Here is a 17,429-nt window from a genome sequence, read left to right as displayed (position 1 = left end):
TCAGCGCGGGTGCTTGCCGGTGCCCGACGCGGGCGGGGGAGGCGGCGGAGGCGGGGGATCGTCATCCGCCGTCCCGCGCTGCGGGAAGCGCCACGAGGCGGATCCGGCGCCGTCCGAGACCCGCGCGATCGCCTCCGCCGACCAGGCGACCGCGCGCTGCGCGTTCGCGAGGAGGTCCTGGGCCGTGTCGACCCAGGTGCCGGTGAAGGGCGCTCGATTGGACGTCCGGCCGAGCACCTGGTCTTCGGCGGCGTCGAAGGAACGCTCCACGCGCCGCACCGCGTCGCGGTAGGCGGCGAAGTCCGCCGGCGCCATGCGCGCGTCGGCCGACGACGGGCGCAGCCACTGCGCCTGCGACTGCTCGTGCAGGAACTCCGCCATGACCGGAGCGGTGCCGTCGCTCATGGCGGGGTACGCAATGGCCTTGGCGGGGTCGGTGTCGTACTCCATCCACCGCACCAGCACCGCGTTGTGCGCGCGGAGGACTTTGGCCAGAGGGTAGTCGGACGGGTCGGCCCCGACGTGCGGCACCGTCGCCCGGGCGGCACGCAGGCTCGCCTGGCGGGCGCGCAGGCCGGCCGCTGCCGACTTGGCCGTCTGCCGTGCGTTCTGCAGGGTGCGGCGTGCGGCAGCGACATCCCGGTCCGACCCGTGACGAATCGATCGGTCCGCCTGTGCGCGCACCAGTTCGGCGTGCGCGACGGCGAGATCCGCCTGTCCGCGGGTCACGGCTTCGCGTGCTGCCCGCACATCGTGCTTGGCGGCATCGAGCTCGAGACGGCGGGCCGCGGCGGTGCGCTGCCCGCGCAGACCGAACCAGCCGAGCGTGCCCGCGCCGACGGTCAGCGGCACGATCCACCAGACCTCGGCGAAAAACGCCCAGAGCGGATCCACGTGTTCATGCTATCCGCGCACGGTGGCATGCCGCCTGGGAATCAGATCCCGGTATCGGCGCATCCGGCGCAGCGCGTCGGATCAGCCGAACAGAAGCGCCAGCACAGTGGCGCCACCGCCCACGAGAATGAGCGCGACGATCACCACCCACGCAATCACCTTGATGCGCTTCTGACGGGTCTCTGTGTAGACGCTGTACTCGTCCTCGTCGGCCATGTGCTCAGTCTAGAGGGAGGGCTCGGACACTGTGGCACCGAATGCTGCCGGGAGCGTCGCGGTCGACAGGTCGCGCAGCTCGCCGGCGGACACCGTGAAGACGTCCTGCACTTCGAGCACCGACTCGGCGCCCGCCGCAGCATCCGTGACACCGATGCGCAGCACGGGGTAGCCGCGGCCGTCGCACAGCCCGCGGAACTTCACGTCGTCCTCGCGCGGCACCGTGACGATGACGCGACCGGTGGACTCGGCGAACAGTGCTGCCGAGGCATCCACGCCGTCGCGCTCCATCAGCTCGCGCAGCCACACGCGGGCCCCGACGCCGAAGCGCATGACGCCCTCGGCCAATGCTTGAGCGAGTCCGCCGGAGGAGAGGTCGTGTGCGCTGGAGAGGAGGGACTGCTGGGATGCCGCGTGCAGCAGCTCGGCGAGCCTCTTCTCCTGGCCGAGGTCCACGGCCGGCGGGCGACCGCCGAGGTGGTTGTGGATGGTGCCCGCCCACGCCGAGCCGCTGAGCTCGGTGGCGGTGACGCCGAGGAGGTAGATGTTCTCGCCCGGGTCCTGCCAGCCGCTCGGGATGCGGCGGGCGACGTCATCGATGATGCCGAGCACGCCGACGACGGGGGTCGGGAAGATCGGCGTCGAGCCGGTCTGGTTGTAGAACGAGACGTTGCCACCGGTGACGGGGACGCCGAGTTCGAGGCATCCGTCCGACAGGCCTTCGACGGCCTGCGAGAACTGCCACATGACCTCGGGGTTCTCCGGGCTGCCGAAGTTGAGGCAGTCGGTCACCGCGGTGGGCACGGCGCCGGTCACGGCGACGTTGCGGTAGGCCTCGGCGAGGGCCAGCTTCGCGCCCTCGTACGGGTCGAGCTGGCAGAACCGGCTGTTGCAGTCGGTGGAGATCGCGAAGCCGAGGCCGGACTCCTCGTCGACGCGGACCATGCCGGCGTCATCGGGGAACGACAGGGCCGTGTTGCCCATCACGTAGTAGTCGTACTGGTTCGTGACCCACGCCGTGTCGGCGAGGTTGGGGCTGGCCACCAGCTGCGTGAACTGGCTGCGCAGCGTCTCGGGGTCGAGGGCGCGGGGCAGGGCGCTGGCAGAGTCGTCGCGGAGCGCGTCGATCCAGGTGGGGTAGGCGACGGGGCGCTCGTAGACCGGACCGTCGACGGCGACCGTGGACGGGTCGACGTTCACGATCTCCTGACCGTGCCAGTCGATGACGAGGCGTCCGTCGCCGGTGACCTCGCCCAGGACGCTGGTCTCGACGTCCCACTTGCCGACGACCGCGAGGAACGCGTCGAGCTTCTCGGGCGCGACGATCGCCATCATGCGCTCCTGCGACTCCGACATGAGGATCTCTTCGGCGGTCAGCGAGGGGTCGCGCAGCAGGACGTTGTCGAGCGAGACCTTCATGCCGCTGTTTCCGTTGGCGGCGAGCTCGCTCGTGGCACAGGAGATGCCGGCGGCGCCGAGGTCCTGGATGGCCTCGACGAGATCGTCGCGGTACAGCTCGAGGCAGCACTCGATGAGCACCTTCTCGGCGAACGGGTCGCCGACCTGTACGGCGGGGCGCTTCGTGGGGCCGCCGGCCGAGAACGTGTCGGAGGCGAGGATGGATGCCCCGCCGATGCCGTCGCCGCCGGTGCGGGCCCCGAAGAGCACGACCTTGTTGCCGGCGCCGGTGGCGTTCGCGAGCTTGATGTCCTCGTGGCGCATGACGCCGACCGCGAGGGCGTTGACGAGGGGGTTGCCCTGGTAGACCGCGTCGAACACGGTCTCGCCACCGATGTTCGGCAGGCCGAGGCAGTTGCCGTAGAACGAGATGCCGCTGGTCACGCCGTGCACGACGCGGGCCGTGTCGGGGTGGTCGATGTCGCCGAAGCGCAGCTGGTCCATGATCGCGACCGGGCGCGCGCCCATCGAGATGATGTCGCGGACGATGCCGCCGACGCCGGTCGCGGCGCCCTGGAACGGCTCGATGTAGCTGGGGTGGTTGTGCGACTCCACCTTGAAGGTGACCGCCCAGCCCTCGCCGACGTCCACGACGCCCGCGTTCTGGCCCATGCCGACCATGAGGCGCTCGCGCATCTTGTCGGTGACCTTCTGCCCGAACTGGCGGAGGTAGATCTTGCTCGACTTGTACGAGCAGTGCTCCGACCACATGACGGAGTACATCGCCAGCTCGCCGCTGGTGGGGCGGCGGCCCAGGATCTCGCGGATCTGCGCGTACTCGTCCGCCTTGAGCCCGAGGGCGCCGTACGGCTGCTCGCGTTCCGGGGTGGCGGCGGCGTTGGCCACGGTATCGATGGATGCCGTTGCCTGGGTGGTTTCTGCGGGGGTGGTCACGCGGCTCAACTCCAGGAAAAATCGGGGGATGCCGGACGGATCAAGTCTACGTGGGGGGCGGGCGAACCCGGCACGCTCCCAGGTGGTGACACTGGGTCGCACGTATACTGGTTCTCAGTGTCATCCTCGATGAAATCCAAGGAGCAGGTCATGGCAGAGTCGTCCCCTTACATCCCGCCGGTCGATGACTATGCGTTCCTGCTCAGCGAGGCATTCGGACTCGATCTGGTCGAGCGCGCCACGGGCGGTGAGCTCACCGCCGAGGACGCGGAGGAGATCCTCGCCGCCGCGGGTGAGTTCGCAGCATCCGTGATCGCGCCCCTTGAGGCCCTGGGCGACAGCGTCGGCGCGCGCCTGGAAGACGGCCAGGTGCATCTGCCCGCCGGGTTCGCCGAGGCCTATCGCGCGTTCGTGGACGCCGGGTGGATCACCGCCGAGGCGCCGGTCTCCGCCGGCGGCGACGGGCTGCCCGGCGCGGTGCGCGCCGGGCTGGGCGAGATGTGGAACGCGTCCAACGCGGCGTTCGCCCTGTGCTGGCTGCTCACGGCGGGGCAGATCCACGCCCTCAACGCCGCGGCATCCGATGAGCTGCGCGAGACGTACCTGACCAAGCTCGTCTCCGGCGAGTGGACCGGGACGATGAACCTCACCGAGCCCGAGGCCGGCACCGACCTGGGCGCGATCCGCACGATCGCCACCCCGCGCGACGACGGCAGCTGGGCGATCCGCGGGCAGAAGATCTTCATCACGTGGGGCGACCACGACATCGCGGAGAACATCGTGCACCTCGTGCTCGCGCGCACCCCCGGTGCACCCGAGGGCGCGAAGGGGCTGTCGCTGTTCGTGGCGCCCAAGTTCCTTGTGAACGAGGACGGCAGCCTCGGTGAGCGCAACGCCGTCACCACGGTCGCGATCGAGCACAAGCTGGGCATCCACGGCAGCCCCACCTGCGTGCTCGCCTACGAGGACGCGACCGGCTACCTCGTCGGCGAGGTCGGCGGCGGTCTGGCGGGGATGTTCATCATGATGAACGCGGCTCGCGCCGGCATGGGGTTCCAGGCGACCGGCATCGCGGACCGCGCGTACCAGCAGGCCGCGGCGTACGCCGCGCAGCGCCTGCAGGGCCGGGTGCTCGATCGCCCCGCCGGTGCGCCCATCGCCGAGCACCCCGACGTGCGCCGGCTCCTCCTGTCGATGTCGAGCAAGATCTTCGCCATGCGGGCCCTCGGCGTCTACGCCGCCGACCTGCTCGACCGCGCCGACACCGATGGCGCGGAGGCCGGGCTCGCGGAGTTCTTCGTGCCGATCCTCAAGGGATGGGCGACGGAGGATGCGGTCCAGGTGACCAGCGAGGCCATCCAGGTCTACGGCGGCATGGGGTTTATCGAGGAGACCGGTGCGGCCCAGCACTACCGGGACGTCCGCATCACCACGATCTATGAGGGCACCACGGCCATCCAGTCCAACGACCTCGTCGGGCGCAAGGTCGTCCGCGACGGCGGCGCCGTCGCCGAGGAGCTGCTCGCGCGCATCGATGCGACGGTCGCGCAGCTGCGTGGCTTCGACCACCCGATGGCCGTCCGCACCGCCGACCGGATCGAGCGGGCCGTCGCCGCGGCCCGTCGCGCGACGGCGGACCTGCTGGCGCAGGCGGGCTCGCCGCGCGACCTGTACGCCGTCAGCGTGCCGTACCTGATGCTGCTGGGCACCCTTGCCGGCGGATGGATGCACGCGCAGGCCGTGTGCGCGGTGCTCGCCCATGAGACTCCTTCGGCGACGGATGCCGCACGCCTCACCTCTGCGGACTTCTACGGCAGCCACCACCTGCCGCGCGTGCACGCGCTCGCCGAGACCGTGGCCGGCGGCGAGGTCGTCTGACCCGAGTCCTGTCGCGAGACTGCAACCGAGCGTCGAGACAGCGGGCTTCAGCCACAGTCTCGACCTCCCGTTGCAGTCTCGCGGGGCGGGGCGCCACCGGGGCGGCCCCTACGATGGGCACGTGGAATTCACCCTTGCCTTCACTCCTGACCTGATCGCTGTCTTCCTGACGCTGTTCGTCTTGGAGATCGTGCTCGGTGTCGACAACGTCATCTTCATCTCGATCCTCGCTTCCAAGCTCCCCGTCGAGCAGCAGGCCAAGGCGCGCAATCTGGGGTTGACGCTCGCCATGCTGATTCGCGTGCTCCTGGTCTTCTTCGCGGGGTGGATCATCACGTTGAAGGAAGACGTCGTGGTCTGGTTCGGCATCGGATTCTCGTGGAAGGACTTCATCCTCATCGCGGGTGGATTGTTCTTGGTCTACAAGGCCGTCACCGAGATCCACCACAAGCTCGAAGGCGCCGAAGAGGAGCATCCCGGCAAGAAGGTGGCGCAGATCACCTTCGGCTCGGTGATCGCCCAGATTCTGCTGCTCGACATCGTCTTCTCGCTGGACTCGGTCATCACCGCGGTGGGCATGACCGAGAACATGATCGTCATCATCACCGTCGTAGTGCTGTCGTTCGGCATCATGCTGTTCGCGTCGCGCTGGATCTTCACGTTCGTCAACACCCACCCGACCGTGAAGATGCTGGCGCTGTCGTTCCTCCTGCTGATCGGTGTCTTCCTCATCGCGGAGGGGTTCGGCGCGCACATCGACAAGGCCCTCATCTATATGCCCATGGCGTTCGCGATCCTGGTCGAGGCGTTGAACCTCTGGGCCGCCGCGCGCAAGGCCAAGCGCGCGCAGGTACGCCGCCAGGCCGTGCAGCTGCGTCCGACGTATCCCGATGTCGATGAGTCCGTCGCCGTCGGCGCCGCGCTTTCGAAGAATCCGGATGCTGGGTCGGTCGGGCTTTCGACCAAGCCCGTGGCGGGTGTCACCGACCTCGACGACGAAACGCGCGCGGGCCTGGGCTGAGCCTCAGTCGAGCGCGAGCCGGTAGCCCATGCCGGATTCGGTGAGCAGGTGCACCGGATGCGCGGGGTCGGGCTCGAGCTTCTTGCGCAGCTGCGACATGTACAGCCGCAGGTAGCCGGAGTCGCTGACGTGCTCGCTCGCCCAGATCTCCTTGAGCAGGGTCTGGCGGGTGACGAGGGCGCCCGGGTTGCGGGCGAGGAACTCCAGCATCCGCCACTCGGTCGGGGTCAGATGCACCCGCGCGCCCGCACGGGTCACGTCGTGGGCGGCCAGGTCGATCACGATGTCACCGAACCGCACGACGGGATCGGCGGTCGAGGTCGCCGTGCGCCGGCCCAGCGCTCGCAGCCGGGCCAGCAGCTCGTCGATCTGGAACGGCTTGGTGACGTAGTCGTCGGCGCCGGCGTCCAGGGCCTCCACCTTGTCGGCCGAACCCGTGCGGCCCGACACGACGATGATCGGTGCCTTCGTCCAGCCCCGCAGCGCCTCGATGACCTCGACGCCGCCGAGCCGCGGCATCCCGAGGTCCAGCAGCACGATGTCGGGATGCGCCTGCGCGGCCAGCGCGATGGCCGCCGCCCCGTCGGGTGCCGCGACGACCTCGTAGCCGTGCGCGGCCAGCGTGATCCGCAGCGCACGGACGAGCTGCGGATCGTCGTCGGCGATGAGCACCTTCACGAGGCGGCTCCTTCGATGGGGGCGGATGCCTGCACCACTGGCAGCGCGACGACCATGGTCAATCCGCCGCCGGGGGTGTCTTCGGGAGTCAGAGTGCCGCCCATGCCTTCGGTGAATCCCTTCGAGAGGGCGAGCCCCAGTCCGAGACCCGCCGTGTTGTCGGTGTCGCCGAGGCGCTGGAACGGCGCGAAGATGTCGTCGCGGCGCTCGATCGGCACGCCCGGTCCATGATCCACGATGCGGATCTCCGCCACGCCACCGAGGCGGCTGGTGGCCACGCGCGTGCGCCGTCCGTCGGGGCTGTGGCGGTGCGCGTTGGCGAGCACGTTGACCAGCACGCGCTGCAGCAGCACGGGGTCGGCGCGCAGCGGGGGCAGCTCGGGGTCGAGCGCGAGCTCCACCTCGACGGGACCGAGTCCCAGCTCGTCGACCGCGGCGAGCACGGCTTCGGCCGCGTCGACGGGGGAGAGCGAGACGGCCAGGACGCCGGCTTCGACCCGGCTGACGTCCAGCAGATCGGTGACCAGGGTCGACAGCGTGGCCAGGCTCTCATCGGCCGTCTCGAGCAGCTCGCGCTTGTCGTCGGCGGACAGGGCGGAACCCGCCGCGCGGAGGCCGCCGACCGCGGCGACGGCGGCGGCGAGCGGGCGGCGCAGGTCGTGGCTGACGGCCGAGAGCAGCGCGCTGCGCACCTGGTCGGTCTCGGCGAGAACGCCGGCCTCGCGGGCCGTCTCGGTCAGGTCGGTGTGTTCCAGCGCTGCCGCGAGCTGGGCGACGATCACGTCGAGCAGACGTCGCTCCGAGGCATCCAGGTCGCCGCCGTGCAGTTCGAGCGTGGCCCGGGGCGACGCGCTGTCGCCGACGGGGAGACGGATGACGCGGCCGTCCGGGACGGGCTCGCCGTCGGTGGCGAGCACGGCGCCGTCGCTGCCGATGAGGCGGACGCCTGTCATCCCGAACGCTTCGCGGGTGCGGCTGACGAGGGCCGGGACGGCGCTCTGTCCGCGCAGGACGCTGCCGGCTACCGTCGCCAGCAGTTCGGATTCGGCGGCGGAGCGACGGGCCGCGCGGGTGCGGCGGGCGGCCTGGTCGACGATCCAGCTGACGAGGATGGCGATCACGACGTACAGGATGAGGGCGAGGGCGTGCAGCGGGTCGGCGATGGTGACCGTGAACAGCGGCTCGACGAAGAGGTAGTCGAGAGTCAGGCCCGACAGGATGGCGGCGAACAGGGCGGGCCAGATGCCGCCGACGAGGGCCACCACGACCACGAGCAGCTGATAGGCCAGCACATCGGAGGTGATGGAGGCGTCGCTGCTGAAGGTGAACAGCATCCAGGACAGCAGCGGACCACCGATGAGCGCGAGGGCGAAACCCATGAGGCGGCGCTTCAGGCTCAGCGCCCCGCCGGTCACGCGCGGCAGGTGGAGCCGCCCGCCGGCGGCGGCGTGCGTGACGATGTGCACGTCGATGTCGCCGGATTCGCGCACGACGGTGGCGCCGATGCCGGGGCCGGTGAACGCCGTCGCGAGACGGCCGCGGCGGCTCACGCCGATGACGAGCTGAGTGGCGTTGACGCTGCGGGCGAAGTCGACGAGGGCGTGCGGCACGTCGTCGCCGACGACCTGGTGGTACGAGCCGCCGAGCGACTCCACCAGCGCGCGCTGGGCGGTGAGAGCCCCGGGAGCCTCGCTGCGCAGTCCGTCCTGGCTGGACACGTGCACGGCGAGCAGCTCACCACCGGCGGAGCGGGCCGCGATGCGGGCTCCGCGGCGGATGAGGGTGTCGCCCTCGGCGCCGCCGGTGAGAGTCACCACGACCCGCTCGCGCGCATGCCAGGTGCCCTGGATGCCGTGCTCGGTGCGGTACGTCTTCAGAGCGCTGTCGACCTCGTCGGCCAGCCAGAGCAGCGCCAGTTCGCGTAGGGCGGTGAGGTTGCCGAGCCGGAAGTAGTTCGACAATGCGGCATCGATGCGCTCGGCCGGGTATATCAGTCCAGCTGACAAGCGATCCCGCAACGACTGCGGTGCCAGGTCGACGACCTCGGTCTGGTCGGCTCCGCGGACCACGGCATCGGGCACCGTCTCGCGCTGCACGATGCCGGTGATCTGCTCGACCACGTCGTTGAGCGACTCGATGTGCTGCACGTTGACGGTCGTGATGACGTCGATCCCGGCATCCCGCAGATCATCGACGTCCTGCCAGCGCTTGGCGTTGCGCGCGCCGGGCGCGTTGGTGTGGGCGAGCTCGTCCACCAGCGCGATCTGCGGTGCGCGGGCGATCACGGCGTCGACGTCCATCTCGGTGAGTTCGACCCCGCGGTGGGACAGGACCTGGCGCGGAACCTCGACGAGGCCGGTCATCTGCGCCTGGGTCTCGGCACGGCCGTGCGTCTCGACGACCGCGATGACGACATCCCGGCCTTCGCCCTGGAGCCGCCGCCCCTCCTCGAGCATCTCGTAGGTCTTGCCGACGCCGGGGGCGGCGCCGAGCAGCACCCGCAGTCGTCCGCGCTTCATGCGCTTCACCCTACGACCTCCCCCGTCGCCGGCTCAGCGCTGCAGCGCGTCGAGCGCGAGGTTGAGCTGGAGGACGTTGACGCGCGGCTCGCCGAGGTAGCCGAGGTCGCGCGCCTGGATCTGCGACTCCACGAGCTCGCGGACGGATGTCGCATCCAGGCCCCGGGCCGCTGCGACGCGGTCGACCTGCAGCAGCGCGTAGGCGGGGCTGATGTGCGGGTCCAGGCCCGAGCTGGACGCGGTGACGGCGTCCGCCGGGATGGCTGAGACATCCACGCCCTCGAGGTCCGCGATCGCGGCCTGGCGGTCCTCGATCGCGGTGACGAGGTCGTCGTTCTCCGGCCCCCAGTTGCTGCCGCTGGAGGCGCCGCCGTCGTACCCCGCCCCCGCGGCGGAGGGCCGCGACTGGAAATACTCGGGCAGGGCGTTGCCGTCGGCATCGGTGAAGGACTGTCCGATCAGCGCGCTGCCGACCGGGGCCCCCTCCGTATCGGTGATGATCGAGCCGTTCGCCTGCCACGGCATCAGGACCTGGCCGATGCCGGTGATCAGGAGGGTGTAGCCGATGCCGAGGATGAGGGTGAAGGCGAGCATCGCGCGGAGGGCGACCCCGGCGGTGCGGAGGGTGGTGCGGGTGGGGAACATGGGTTCTCTCCTGGGTGCGGGCTCAGAAGCCCGGGATGAGGCTCACGACGATGTCGATGAGCTTGATGCCGATGAAGGGGGCGATGACGCCGCCCAGTCCGTAGACGAGCAGATTCCGGCTCAGGATCTGCGACGCGCTCGCCGGGCGGTACTTCACTCCGCGCAGCGCCAACGGGATCAGGATGATGATCACGATCGCGTTGAAGATGATCGCGCTCGTCACGGCGGATGCCGGGGAGCTCAGCTGCATGATGTTCAGCGCCGCGAGCCCCGGGAAGACCGTCATGAACATCGCCGGGATGATCGCGAAGTACTTCGCGATGTCGTTGGCGAGCGAGAACGTCGTGAGCGCCCCGCGCGTGATCAGCAGCTGCTTGCCGATGCGCACGATGTCGATGAGCTTGGTCGGGTCGCTGTCGAGGTCGACCATGTTGCCGGCTTCCTTCGCGGCCGACGTGCCCGTGTTCATCGCCACGCCGACGTCGGCCTGCGCGAGCGCCGGAGCGTCGTTCGTGCCGTCGCCGGTCATCGCGACGAGGTTGCCGCCCTCCTGCTCGCGGATGATGAGCGCCAGCTTGTCCTCGGGCGTCGCCTCCGCGAGGTAGTCGTCGACGCCGGCCTCCGCCGCGATGGCCTTGGCCGTCAGCGGGTTGTCGCCGGTGATCATCACCGTGCGGATACCCATGCTGCGCAGCTCGGCGAAGCGCTCGCGGAGGCCGTCCTTGACGACGTCCTTGAGGTGGATGACGCCGAGCACTCGGCCGTGGCCGGTGCCGTCCAGCTCGGCCACGACCAGCGGCGTTCCGCCACTCATCGCGATCGCGTCGGTCTCGCTCATCAGCTGTGCCCGCACACCGGTGGCGATGCGGACGCCTTCGGCCTCGAGCCATGCGGTGACGGCCGACCCGGCGCCCTTGCGCACGACAGTGCCGTCGGCGAGGTCCACGCCGCTCATGCGCGTCTGGGCCGTGAAGGGCACCACGATCGCGTCGCCGGGAAGATCCGCACGGATACCTCGGACCGCAGCCAGTTCCACCACCGAGGTGCCCTCGGGGGTGGGGTCGGCGAGCGAGGCCAGGGCCGCGGCCCGGGCGAGCTCGTGGTCGGGCACTCCCGGCATCCCGACGAAGTCCGTCGCGCGCCGATTGCCGTAGGTGATCGTGCCGGTCTTATCCAGCAGCAGCGTGGTGACATCTCCCGCGGCCTCGACCGCGCGGCCCGACATCGCCAGCACGTTGCGCTGCACGAGGCGGTCCATCCCGGCGATGCCGATCGCCGACAGCAGCGCGCCGATCGTCGTCGGGATCAGGCACACCAGCAGCGCCACGAGCACCGGGATGCTGACGGGGCTTGCCGCGTACGACGCGATCGGGTTCAGCGTCAGCACGACCACGACGAACACGATCGACAGGCTCGCCAGCAGGATGTTCAGCGCGATCTCGTTCGGCGTCTTCTGCCGGCTCGCACCCTCGACGAGCGCGATCATCCGGTCGACGAAGGTCTCGCCGGGCTTGGAGGTGATGCGCACGACGATGCGGTCGGACAGCACGCGGGTGCCGCCGGTGACTGCGCTGCGGTCGCCGCCGGACTCGCGCACGACCGGGGCGCTCTCGCCCGTGATCGCCGACTCGTCGACGGTCGCGATGCCGTGGACGATGTCGCCGTCCCCGGGGATCAAGTCGCCGGCGGTGACGATGACGACGTCGCCGAGCTGCAGCTCGGCCGAGGCGACCTCGACCAGCGCCGCGTGCTCGGCCGCGGCATCCGCCTTCGCGTCGTAGGAGGCGACGCGGTTGGCCATCGTGCTGGTGCGGGTCTTGCGCAGGCTCGCGGCCTGCGCCTTCCCGCGGCCCTCCGCCACCGACTCAGCCAGGTTTGCGAAGAGCACCGTGAGCCACAGCCAGACGGCGATGCCCCAGGTGAAGCCCATCGGCACCTCGCTGCCGCCGGACTGCTCGGCGCCGCCGAGGAAGGGCTCGGCCAGGGCGATGAGCGTTGTCAGCGCGGCCCCGACCCAGACCAGGAACATGACCGGGTTGCGCCACAGGGCGGCCGGGTTGAGCTTGCGCAGCGCGCCGGGCAGGGCGCGCACGAGCTGTGCCCAGCTGAAGGCGCGCGCCGAGGTCGGCGGTTTCGGTGTGTGCGCGTTGTCGACGGTGCCGGCAACGGGGGTGAGCGATGTCGTGGACATGATCAGACGAGACCTTCCGCCAGGGGACCCAGCGTGAGAACGGGGAAATAGGTGAGAGCCGTGATGATCACCGAGACGACGACCAGGAGGCCGACGAACTGCGGGCGATGCGTGGGCAGGGTGCCGACCGTCGTGGGACGGGTGGACTGGGCGGCCAGGGAGCCGGCCAGCGCGAGGGCGAGCACGATCGGGATGAAGCGCCCCAGCAGCATCGCGACGCCCAGGGCGGTGTTCAGCCACGGGGTGTTCGCGGTCAGGCCGGCGAACGCCGACCCGTTGTTGTTCGCGGCCGAGGTGAACGCGTAGAGCACCTCGCTCATGCCGTGCACGCCGGGGTTCCAGATCGAGACGTTCTCGACGTCGGACGCGATCGCGGGGATGCCGAAGCTGAGCGCGGTGCCCAGCAGCACGAGGGTCGGCGTGACCAGGATGTACAGGCTGGCGAGCTTGATCTCGCGTGGGCCCACCTTCTTGCCGAGGTACTCGGGGGTGCGTCCGACCAGCAGGCCGCCGACGAACACGGCGATCACCGCGAGCACCAGCATCCCGTACAGACCCGAGCCGACACCGCCGGGGGCGACCTCGCCGAGCATCATGTTGATCATCGGCATCATGCCGCCGAGGGCCGTGTACGAGTCGTGCATCGAGTTGACCGCGCCTGTGGAGGTTAGGGTCGTGACGCCGGCGAACAGGGTCGAGCCGAACAGACCGAACCGCTGCTCCTTGCCCTCCATCGGGGCGCCGGCGAGCTGCGGGGCGGTGCCGTTGCCGAGCGCCTCCAGCCACGTTCCCGCGACGACCGTGACCAGGAACAGGGTGCCAATGACGGCGAGGATCGCGTAGCCCTGGCGGTTGTCGCCGACCATCTTGCCGAAAGCGCGGGGCATCGCGAACGGGATCGCGAGGATCAGCAGCATCTCGAGCACGTTCGTCCACGCGGTGGGGTTCTCGAACGGATGCGACGAGTTGGCGTTGAAGAAGCCGCCACCGTTGGTGCCGAGCTCCTTGATGACCTCCTGCGAGGCGACCGGCCCGCCGGGCAGCACCTGAGTGCCCCCGGTGATCGTGGACACCTCGGTGAAGCCGTTGAAGTTCTGCACGACCCCGCCGATCATCAGCGCGATCGCGCCGATGACGGCGAGCGGCAGCAGGATGCGGGTGATGCCGCGCACCAGGTCGACCCAGAAGTTGCCGAGGGTGCTGGAGCCGCGACGGGCGAAGCCGCGCACGAGGGCGATCGCGACGGCGATGCCGACCGCGGCCGACACGAAGTTCTGCACCGCGAGCCCGGCGAGCTGCACGGTGTAGCCCATCGTCAGCTCGGGCGAGTAGGACTGCCAGTTCGTGTTGGCGACGAAGGATGCCGCGGTGTTGAACGCGAGCCCCTCCGGCACGGCGGGCAGGCCGAGGTTGTACGGGAGGACCGCCTGGAAGCGCTGCAGGGCGTAGACGAACAGGAAGCCCATGAGCGAGAAGATCAGCACCCCGCGGGCGTAGGCGCCCCAGGTCTGTTCCGCGCGGGGGTCGACGCCGACGATGCGGTAGAGACCGCGCTCGACGCGCCAGTCCTTCGCGCTCGTATACGTGCGGGCGATCCAGTCGCCGAGGGGACGGTAGAGCAGCCCGAGGATCAGGAGAAGGGTCGCGAACTGGAGGACTCCGAGCCAGATCGTCGCGGCATCCGGGCCCATCAGAACCGCTCCGGCTTCACGAGGGCGACCACCAGGTAGGCGATGGCGGCGACGGCGAGGACGGCGGCGACGATCGAGAACACGATCACAGTCGTTCGACCCCCTTCGCGATGAGCGCCACGAGCGCGAAAAGCGCCAGCGTGGCCACGAGATAGATCACATCGAGCACAGGAGACTCCCGTTTCGGCCGGCGCGAGCCGGCACGGATGCCGCACGACTGCTGTGGTGCGGATGCCACAAGGGGCACGGCATCCGATGCAACACCTCGTTCAGGCGCCCATCGGACGTCCTTACGGTTTCCACACGGGCCGGGAGGGAACCCATACGGGACCCTCACGGCGAGCCGAGGAACGCGCTGCTCAGTCGGCGGACAGCAGGCGGATGGCGTCCAGTACGGCGGAGTGCGTGCGGCGCGATCCGAGCACACGGAAGTGCCCGGACGTGGGGACGAGCACGTTCGTGGCCCCGTCCAGCGCGCTGCCGTCGGGGATATGCGGGTCGAATCTGCCGAAGATCGACACGATGCGACCGTTGACGGATTGCTCGCGACCGAGCGACACGATCGTCTCGTCGTCGGGGAGGAAGGCGCGGATGCTCGGCACGATGAACAGCCCGGCCAGTTTCGATCCGTGGAACGGGGTGCAGATGGCGACGAGTCCGAGCAAGCCGAGCGGATTGCCCGTCGGCGACGTGGCTGCGGCATCCGCCGGGTCTTCACCGCTGGCCGCGGCATCGGCGGCGGCCGCTGCCGCGCCGGAGGACACCAGCAGGTGCTTGCCGATGAGTCCGCCCTTGCTGTGTGCCACGAGCACACGGCCCGAGGGTGAGGCCGGCCGTTTCTCGAGGTCGCGGCCGAGACGCGCCGAGGTGTCGGGGATGTTGCGGCGGTTGGTGCCGAGACCGTGGACGACGCCCACGCGGTGGCCGGCGGCGTTGAGGGCGTCGCCGAGCGGGCGCAGGAACGTCCAGTGCTCGTAGACGCCGGGCAGCAGGATGACCTCCGGCAGCTCGTCGGACCCTGTGCGCCAGGCAGGGGGCACAGGCCGGGTGCCGATCCGCCACGGGCCGGCGAGGAACGCGAGCTGGCGACGCCCGGCGTACATGTAGTCCAGACCCCACCAGACGGCGCGCAGAAGGAGGTTCGGCCGCTGCTCGCCGGTGGTCATGAGACGCAGTCTACGAGTCGGTCCCCGAGCTCTCCGGTGGGCCTGCCGGCCGAGACACCCGCGCGTGGTGCGCGGCCTGGTTCTGCGGGAGGCCGGAGCGCTCCTGGCCGGGCAGCACGCGCGACCGGCGGCCGTAGATGAGCTCGGTCGAATCCAGCAGCCACGGCACGAGCGTGATCGACACCCCGTGCACGAGCATGAGGTCGTTCGCGATGCGCCGCGCGCGACGGTTGTGCAGCAGCGACTCCCACCAGTGCCCCACGATGTACTGCGGCAGATAGACCGTCACCACCGACGAGCCGTGCTTCTTGCGGTACTCCTTGATGAAGCCGGCGACCGGGCTCGCGAACGTCCGATACGGCGAGTCGATGATCATCAGCGGCACCGGGATCTCGTGCTCGGCCCACTGCTTCTGGAGGAAGTCGGTCTCCTCCGGCGTGGTCGACACGTGGACCGCGAAGGTCTTCTCGTGTTTCGCGGCCAACGCGTAGTCGATGGCCTTGATGACGGGCTTTTGCAGGCGGTTGACGAGGATGATCGCGACATCCCCCTCCGAGCCGAAGTGCGTCTCGTCGTCGACCGTGATCTCGTGCTCGACGTCTCGGTAGTACCGGTTCACACCGATCATCAGCGTCGCGAGGATCGGGATGGCGATGAACACCAGCCAGGCGCCGTGCGTGAACTTGGTGATCGTCACGATCAGCAGCACGAACACCGTCAGGGTCGCGCCCGCGGAGTTGATGACGAGACCGATCTTGGCGCTGCGTCGCGCGGACATCGCCGCCTCCTGAGCGGCCTCCTTCGGTGGGAGCGCCCGCCATTCGCGCAGCGCTCGCCGCCAATGTCGCACCATGCCGATCTGGCCCAGGGAGAACGAGACGAACACACCGATGATGTAGAGCTGGATCAGGGTCGTGAGGTTCGCCTGGTACACGATCAGGACGGCGATCGCGGCGAGGCCGAGGATGATCATGCCGTTGGAGTAGACCAGGCGGTCGCCGCGGGTGTTGAGCGCCTTCGGGGCGTAGCCGTCGCGGGCGAGCACCGAGCCGAGCAGGGGGAAGCCGTTGAAGGCCGTGTTGGCGGCCAGCAGCAGCACCAGGGCGGTGGCCGCCTGGATGATGTAGAACGGGATCGACCCCATCCCGAACGTCGCCGAGGCCACTTGGGCCATCAGGCTCGGCTGCGGATTGTTCGCGCAGTCGAAGCCGATGAGCGAACACGGGTTCTCGGCATAGTGCACGCCGGAGATCAGGGCCAGCGCCGTCAGGCCGGCGAACAGGCAGATGGCGATGCCGCCCATCAGCGTGAGGGTCATCTGCGCGTTGCGCACCTTCGGCTTGCGGAACGCGGGCACGCCGTTGGAGACGGCCTCCACACCGGTCAGAGCCGAACAGCCGCTGGAGAACGCGCGCAGGATCAGCAGGATGACGGCCGCTTGGCCGAGGCTCTCAGCCTCCACGGAGTACTGGGCGCTGGAGGCGACGGGCGGGTCGCCGAGGACCGTTCGGGCGATGCCGACGACGATCATCAGGAAGACCGAGCCGATGAAGATGTACGTCGGCAGAGCGAACACGAGGGATGCCTCGCGCACACCGCGCAGGTTCACGATGACGATGATGATGACGAAGAACACGGCGAGCTCGACGCGCAGGGGGTTCAGCTCCGGGATCGCCGAGATGATGTTGTCGACGCCGGACGCGACCGACACCGCCACAGTCAGCACATAGTCCACCAGCAGAGCGGATGCCACGACCACACCGGGCACTTCGCCCAGGTTCTTGGACGCGACCTCGTAGTCACCGCCACCGGACGGGTATGCCTTGATGAGCTGGCGGTAGCTGACCACGACCACGATCAGCAGCACGATCACCGCTGCCGCGACCGCCGGGCTGAACGACAGGAAGCTCAATCCGCCGATCATCAGGATCATCAGAAGTTCCTGCGGCGCGTACGCGACCGACGACAGTGCGTCCGACGCGAAGATGGGCAGAGCCATCTTCTTGGGGAGCAGCTGGTCGTCGAGCTTCTCCGACGTGAGAGGGTCGCCGATCAGGAGCCGTTTGGCGATCGGGGACGCATCTCCCGGTTCGCGACTGTCATTCGTCACGGCGGGCGACACTACGCCTGTCCCAGGTCCGATGCAACGTGACGGGCGGGCGTTGCGGGAACCGTGAC

Annotated in this window: 14 protein-coding genes; 2 read left to right on the top strand and 12 right to left on the bottom strand. The window is 69.6% G+C overall.

Annotated elements, in window-relative coordinates; translation table 11 throughout:
- The 3 genes from ASD65_RS12280 to purL all read right to left on the bottom strand — a co-directional run bounded on the left by ASD65_RS12280 (nucleotide 1) and on the right by purL (nucleotide 3,462).
- The gene (locus tag ASD65_RS12280; protein ID WP_056223050.1) at nucleotides 1-894 is read right to left on the bottom strand and encodes a hypothetical protein; all 894 of its coding nucleotides are present in this window, start codon (nucleotides 892-894) and stop codon (nucleotides 1-3) included.
- Between the two features lie 81 nt (nucleotides 895-975).
- Complete coding sequence (locus ASD65_RS19400) at nucleotides 976-1,110, bottom strand: hypothetical protein (RefSeq protein WP_268778132.1); 135 nt, start codon at nucleotides 1,108-1,110, stop codon at nucleotides 976-978.
- A gap of 9 nt (nucleotides 1,111-1,119) precedes the next feature.
- Nucleotides 1,120-3,462 carry a phosphoribosylformylglycinamidine synthase subunit PurL gene (gene purL / locus ASD65_RS12275; protein ID WP_056223048.1) on the bottom strand — a complete coding sequence of 781 codons (2,343 nt, stop codon included), beginning with the start codon at nucleotides 3,460-3,462 and terminating at the stop codon, nucleotides 1,120-1,122.
- A gap of 150 nt (nucleotides 3,463-3,612) precedes the next feature.
- Here purL and ASD65_RS12270 point away from each other — a divergent pair, with 150 nt between their 5' ends.
- Nucleotides 3,613-5,340 (top strand): acyl-CoA dehydrogenase, encoded by a 1,728-nt coding sequence (locus tag ASD65_RS12270; RefSeq protein ID WP_056223046.1) that lies wholly within the window; start codon nucleotides 3,613-3,615, stop codon nucleotides 5,338-5,340.
- Between the two features lie 121 nt (nucleotides 5,341-5,461).
- The gene (locus ASD65_RS12265; RefSeq protein WP_056223044.1) at nucleotides 5,462-6,361 is read left to right on the top strand and encodes a TerC family protein; all 900 of its coding nucleotides are present in this window, start codon (nucleotides 5,462-5,464) and stop codon (nucleotides 6,359-6,361) included.
- A 3-nt stretch (nucleotides 6,362-6,364) separates the two neighbouring features.
- Here ASD65_RS12265 and ASD65_RS12260 read toward each other — a convergent pair whose 3' ends face one another.
- The 9 genes from ASD65_RS12260 to ASD65_RS12230 all read right to left on the bottom strand — a co-directional run bounded on the left by ASD65_RS12260 (nucleotide 6,365) and on the right by ASD65_RS12230 (nucleotide 17,373).
- Entirely contained in the window at nucleotides 6,365-7,039 is a 675-nt protein-coding gene (locus ASD65_RS12260; protein WP_056223041.1) for a response regulator, read from the bottom strand.
- Nucleotides 7,036-9,558, bottom strand: coding sequence for a DUF4118 domain-containing protein (locus tag ASD65_RS12255; RefSeq protein ID WP_056223038.1), 2,523 nt, complete (start codon nucleotides 9,556-9,558; stop codon nucleotides 7,036-7,038). The genes ASD65_RS12260 and ASD65_RS12255 overlap by 4 nt, the downstream gene beginning before the upstream one ends.
- 33 nt (nucleotides 9,559-9,591) lie before the next feature.
- Nucleotides 9,592-10,203 carry a potassium-transporting ATPase subunit KdpC gene (gene kdpC / locus ASD65_RS12250; protein ID WP_056223035.1) on the bottom strand — a complete coding sequence of 204 codons (612 nt, stop codon included), beginning with the start codon at nucleotides 10,201-10,203 and terminating at the stop codon, nucleotides 9,592-9,594.
- Nucleotides 10,204-10,225: 22 nt separating this feature from the next.
- Nucleotides 10,226-12,394 (bottom strand): potassium-transporting ATPase subunit KdpB, encoded by a 2,169-nt coding sequence (gene kdpB, locus ASD65_RS12245; protein WP_056223033.1) that lies wholly within the window; start codon nucleotides 12,392-12,394, stop codon nucleotides 10,226-10,228.
- A gap of 2 nt (nucleotides 12,395-12,396) precedes the next feature.
- Nucleotides 12,397-14,085: a potassium-transporting ATPase subunit KdpA gene (kdpA, locus tag ASD65_RS12240; protein ID WP_056223030.1), complete on the bottom strand. Its 1,689-nt coding sequence runs from the start codon at nucleotides 14,083-14,085 to the stop codon at nucleotides 12,397-12,399.
- Nucleotides 14,085-14,174 (bottom strand): K(+)-transporting ATPase subunit F, encoded by a 90-nt coding sequence (gene kdpF, locus ASD65_RS19060; RefSeq protein WP_156378865.1) that lies wholly within the window; start codon nucleotides 14,172-14,174, stop codon nucleotides 14,085-14,087. The genes kdpA and kdpF overlap by 1 nt, the downstream gene beginning before the upstream one ends.
- Nucleotides 14,171-14,323 (bottom strand): hypothetical protein, encoded by a 153-nt coding sequence (locus ASD65_RS19055; RefSeq protein ID WP_156378864.1) that lies wholly within the window; start codon nucleotides 14,321-14,323, stop codon nucleotides 14,171-14,173. The genes kdpF and ASD65_RS19055 overlap by 4 nt, the downstream gene beginning before the upstream one ends.
- A gap of 121 nt (nucleotides 14,324-14,444) precedes the next feature.
- Nucleotides 14,445-15,251 (bottom strand): esterase/lipase family protein, encoded by an 807-nt coding sequence (locus ASD65_RS12235; protein ID WP_056223027.1) that lies wholly within the window; start codon nucleotides 15,249-15,251, stop codon nucleotides 14,445-14,447.
- A gap of 10 nt (nucleotides 15,252-15,261) precedes the next feature.
- A complete protein-coding gene (locus ASD65_RS12230) occupies nucleotides 15,262-17,373 on the bottom strand; it encodes an APC family permease (protein WP_056223024.1) in 2,112 nt (703 codons plus the stop codon).
- Between the last annotated feature and the right edge of the window lie 56 nt (nucleotides 17,374-17,429).

This window comes from Microbacterium sp. Root61 (assembly GCF_001427525.1).
Classification (GTDB): Bacteria; Actinomycetota; Actinomycetes; order Actinomycetales; family Microbacteriaceae; genus Microbacterium.
This window is presented reverse-complemented; position numbering and strand designations above follow the sequence as displayed.

What these genes read in the sequence shown, in the direction of transcription:
- ASD65_RS19400 (WP_268778132.1), bottom strand. Translation starts at nt 1,110, where the DNA reads ATGGCCGACGAGGACGAGTACAGCGTCTACACAGAGACCCGTCAGAAG.
- kdpC (WP_056223035.1), bottom strand. Translation starts at nt 10,203, where the DNA reads ATGTTCCCCACCCGCACCACCCTCCGCACCGCCGGGGTCGCCCTCCGC.
- kdpA (WP_056223030.1), bottom strand. Translation starts at nt 14,085, where the DNA reads ATGGGCCCGGATGCCGCGACGATCTGGCTCGGAGTCCTCCAGTTCGCG.
- kdpB (WP_056223033.1), bottom strand. Translation starts at nt 12,394, where the DNA reads ATGTCCACGACATCGCTCACCCCCGTTGCCGGCACCGTCGACAACGCG.
- ASD65_RS12235 (WP_056223027.1), bottom strand. Translation starts at nt 15,251, where the DNA reads ATGACCACCGGCGAGCAGCGGCCGAACCTCCTTCTGCGCGCCGTCTGG.
- ASD65_RS12255 (WP_056223038.1), bottom strand. Translation starts at nt 9,558, where the DNA reads ATGAAGCGCGGACGACTGCGGGTGCTGCTCGGCGCCGCCCCCGGCGTC.
- ASD65_RS12270 (WP_056223046.1), top strand. Translation starts at nt 3,613, where the DNA reads ATGGCAGAGTCGTCCCCTTACATCCCGCCGGTCGATGACTATGCGTTC.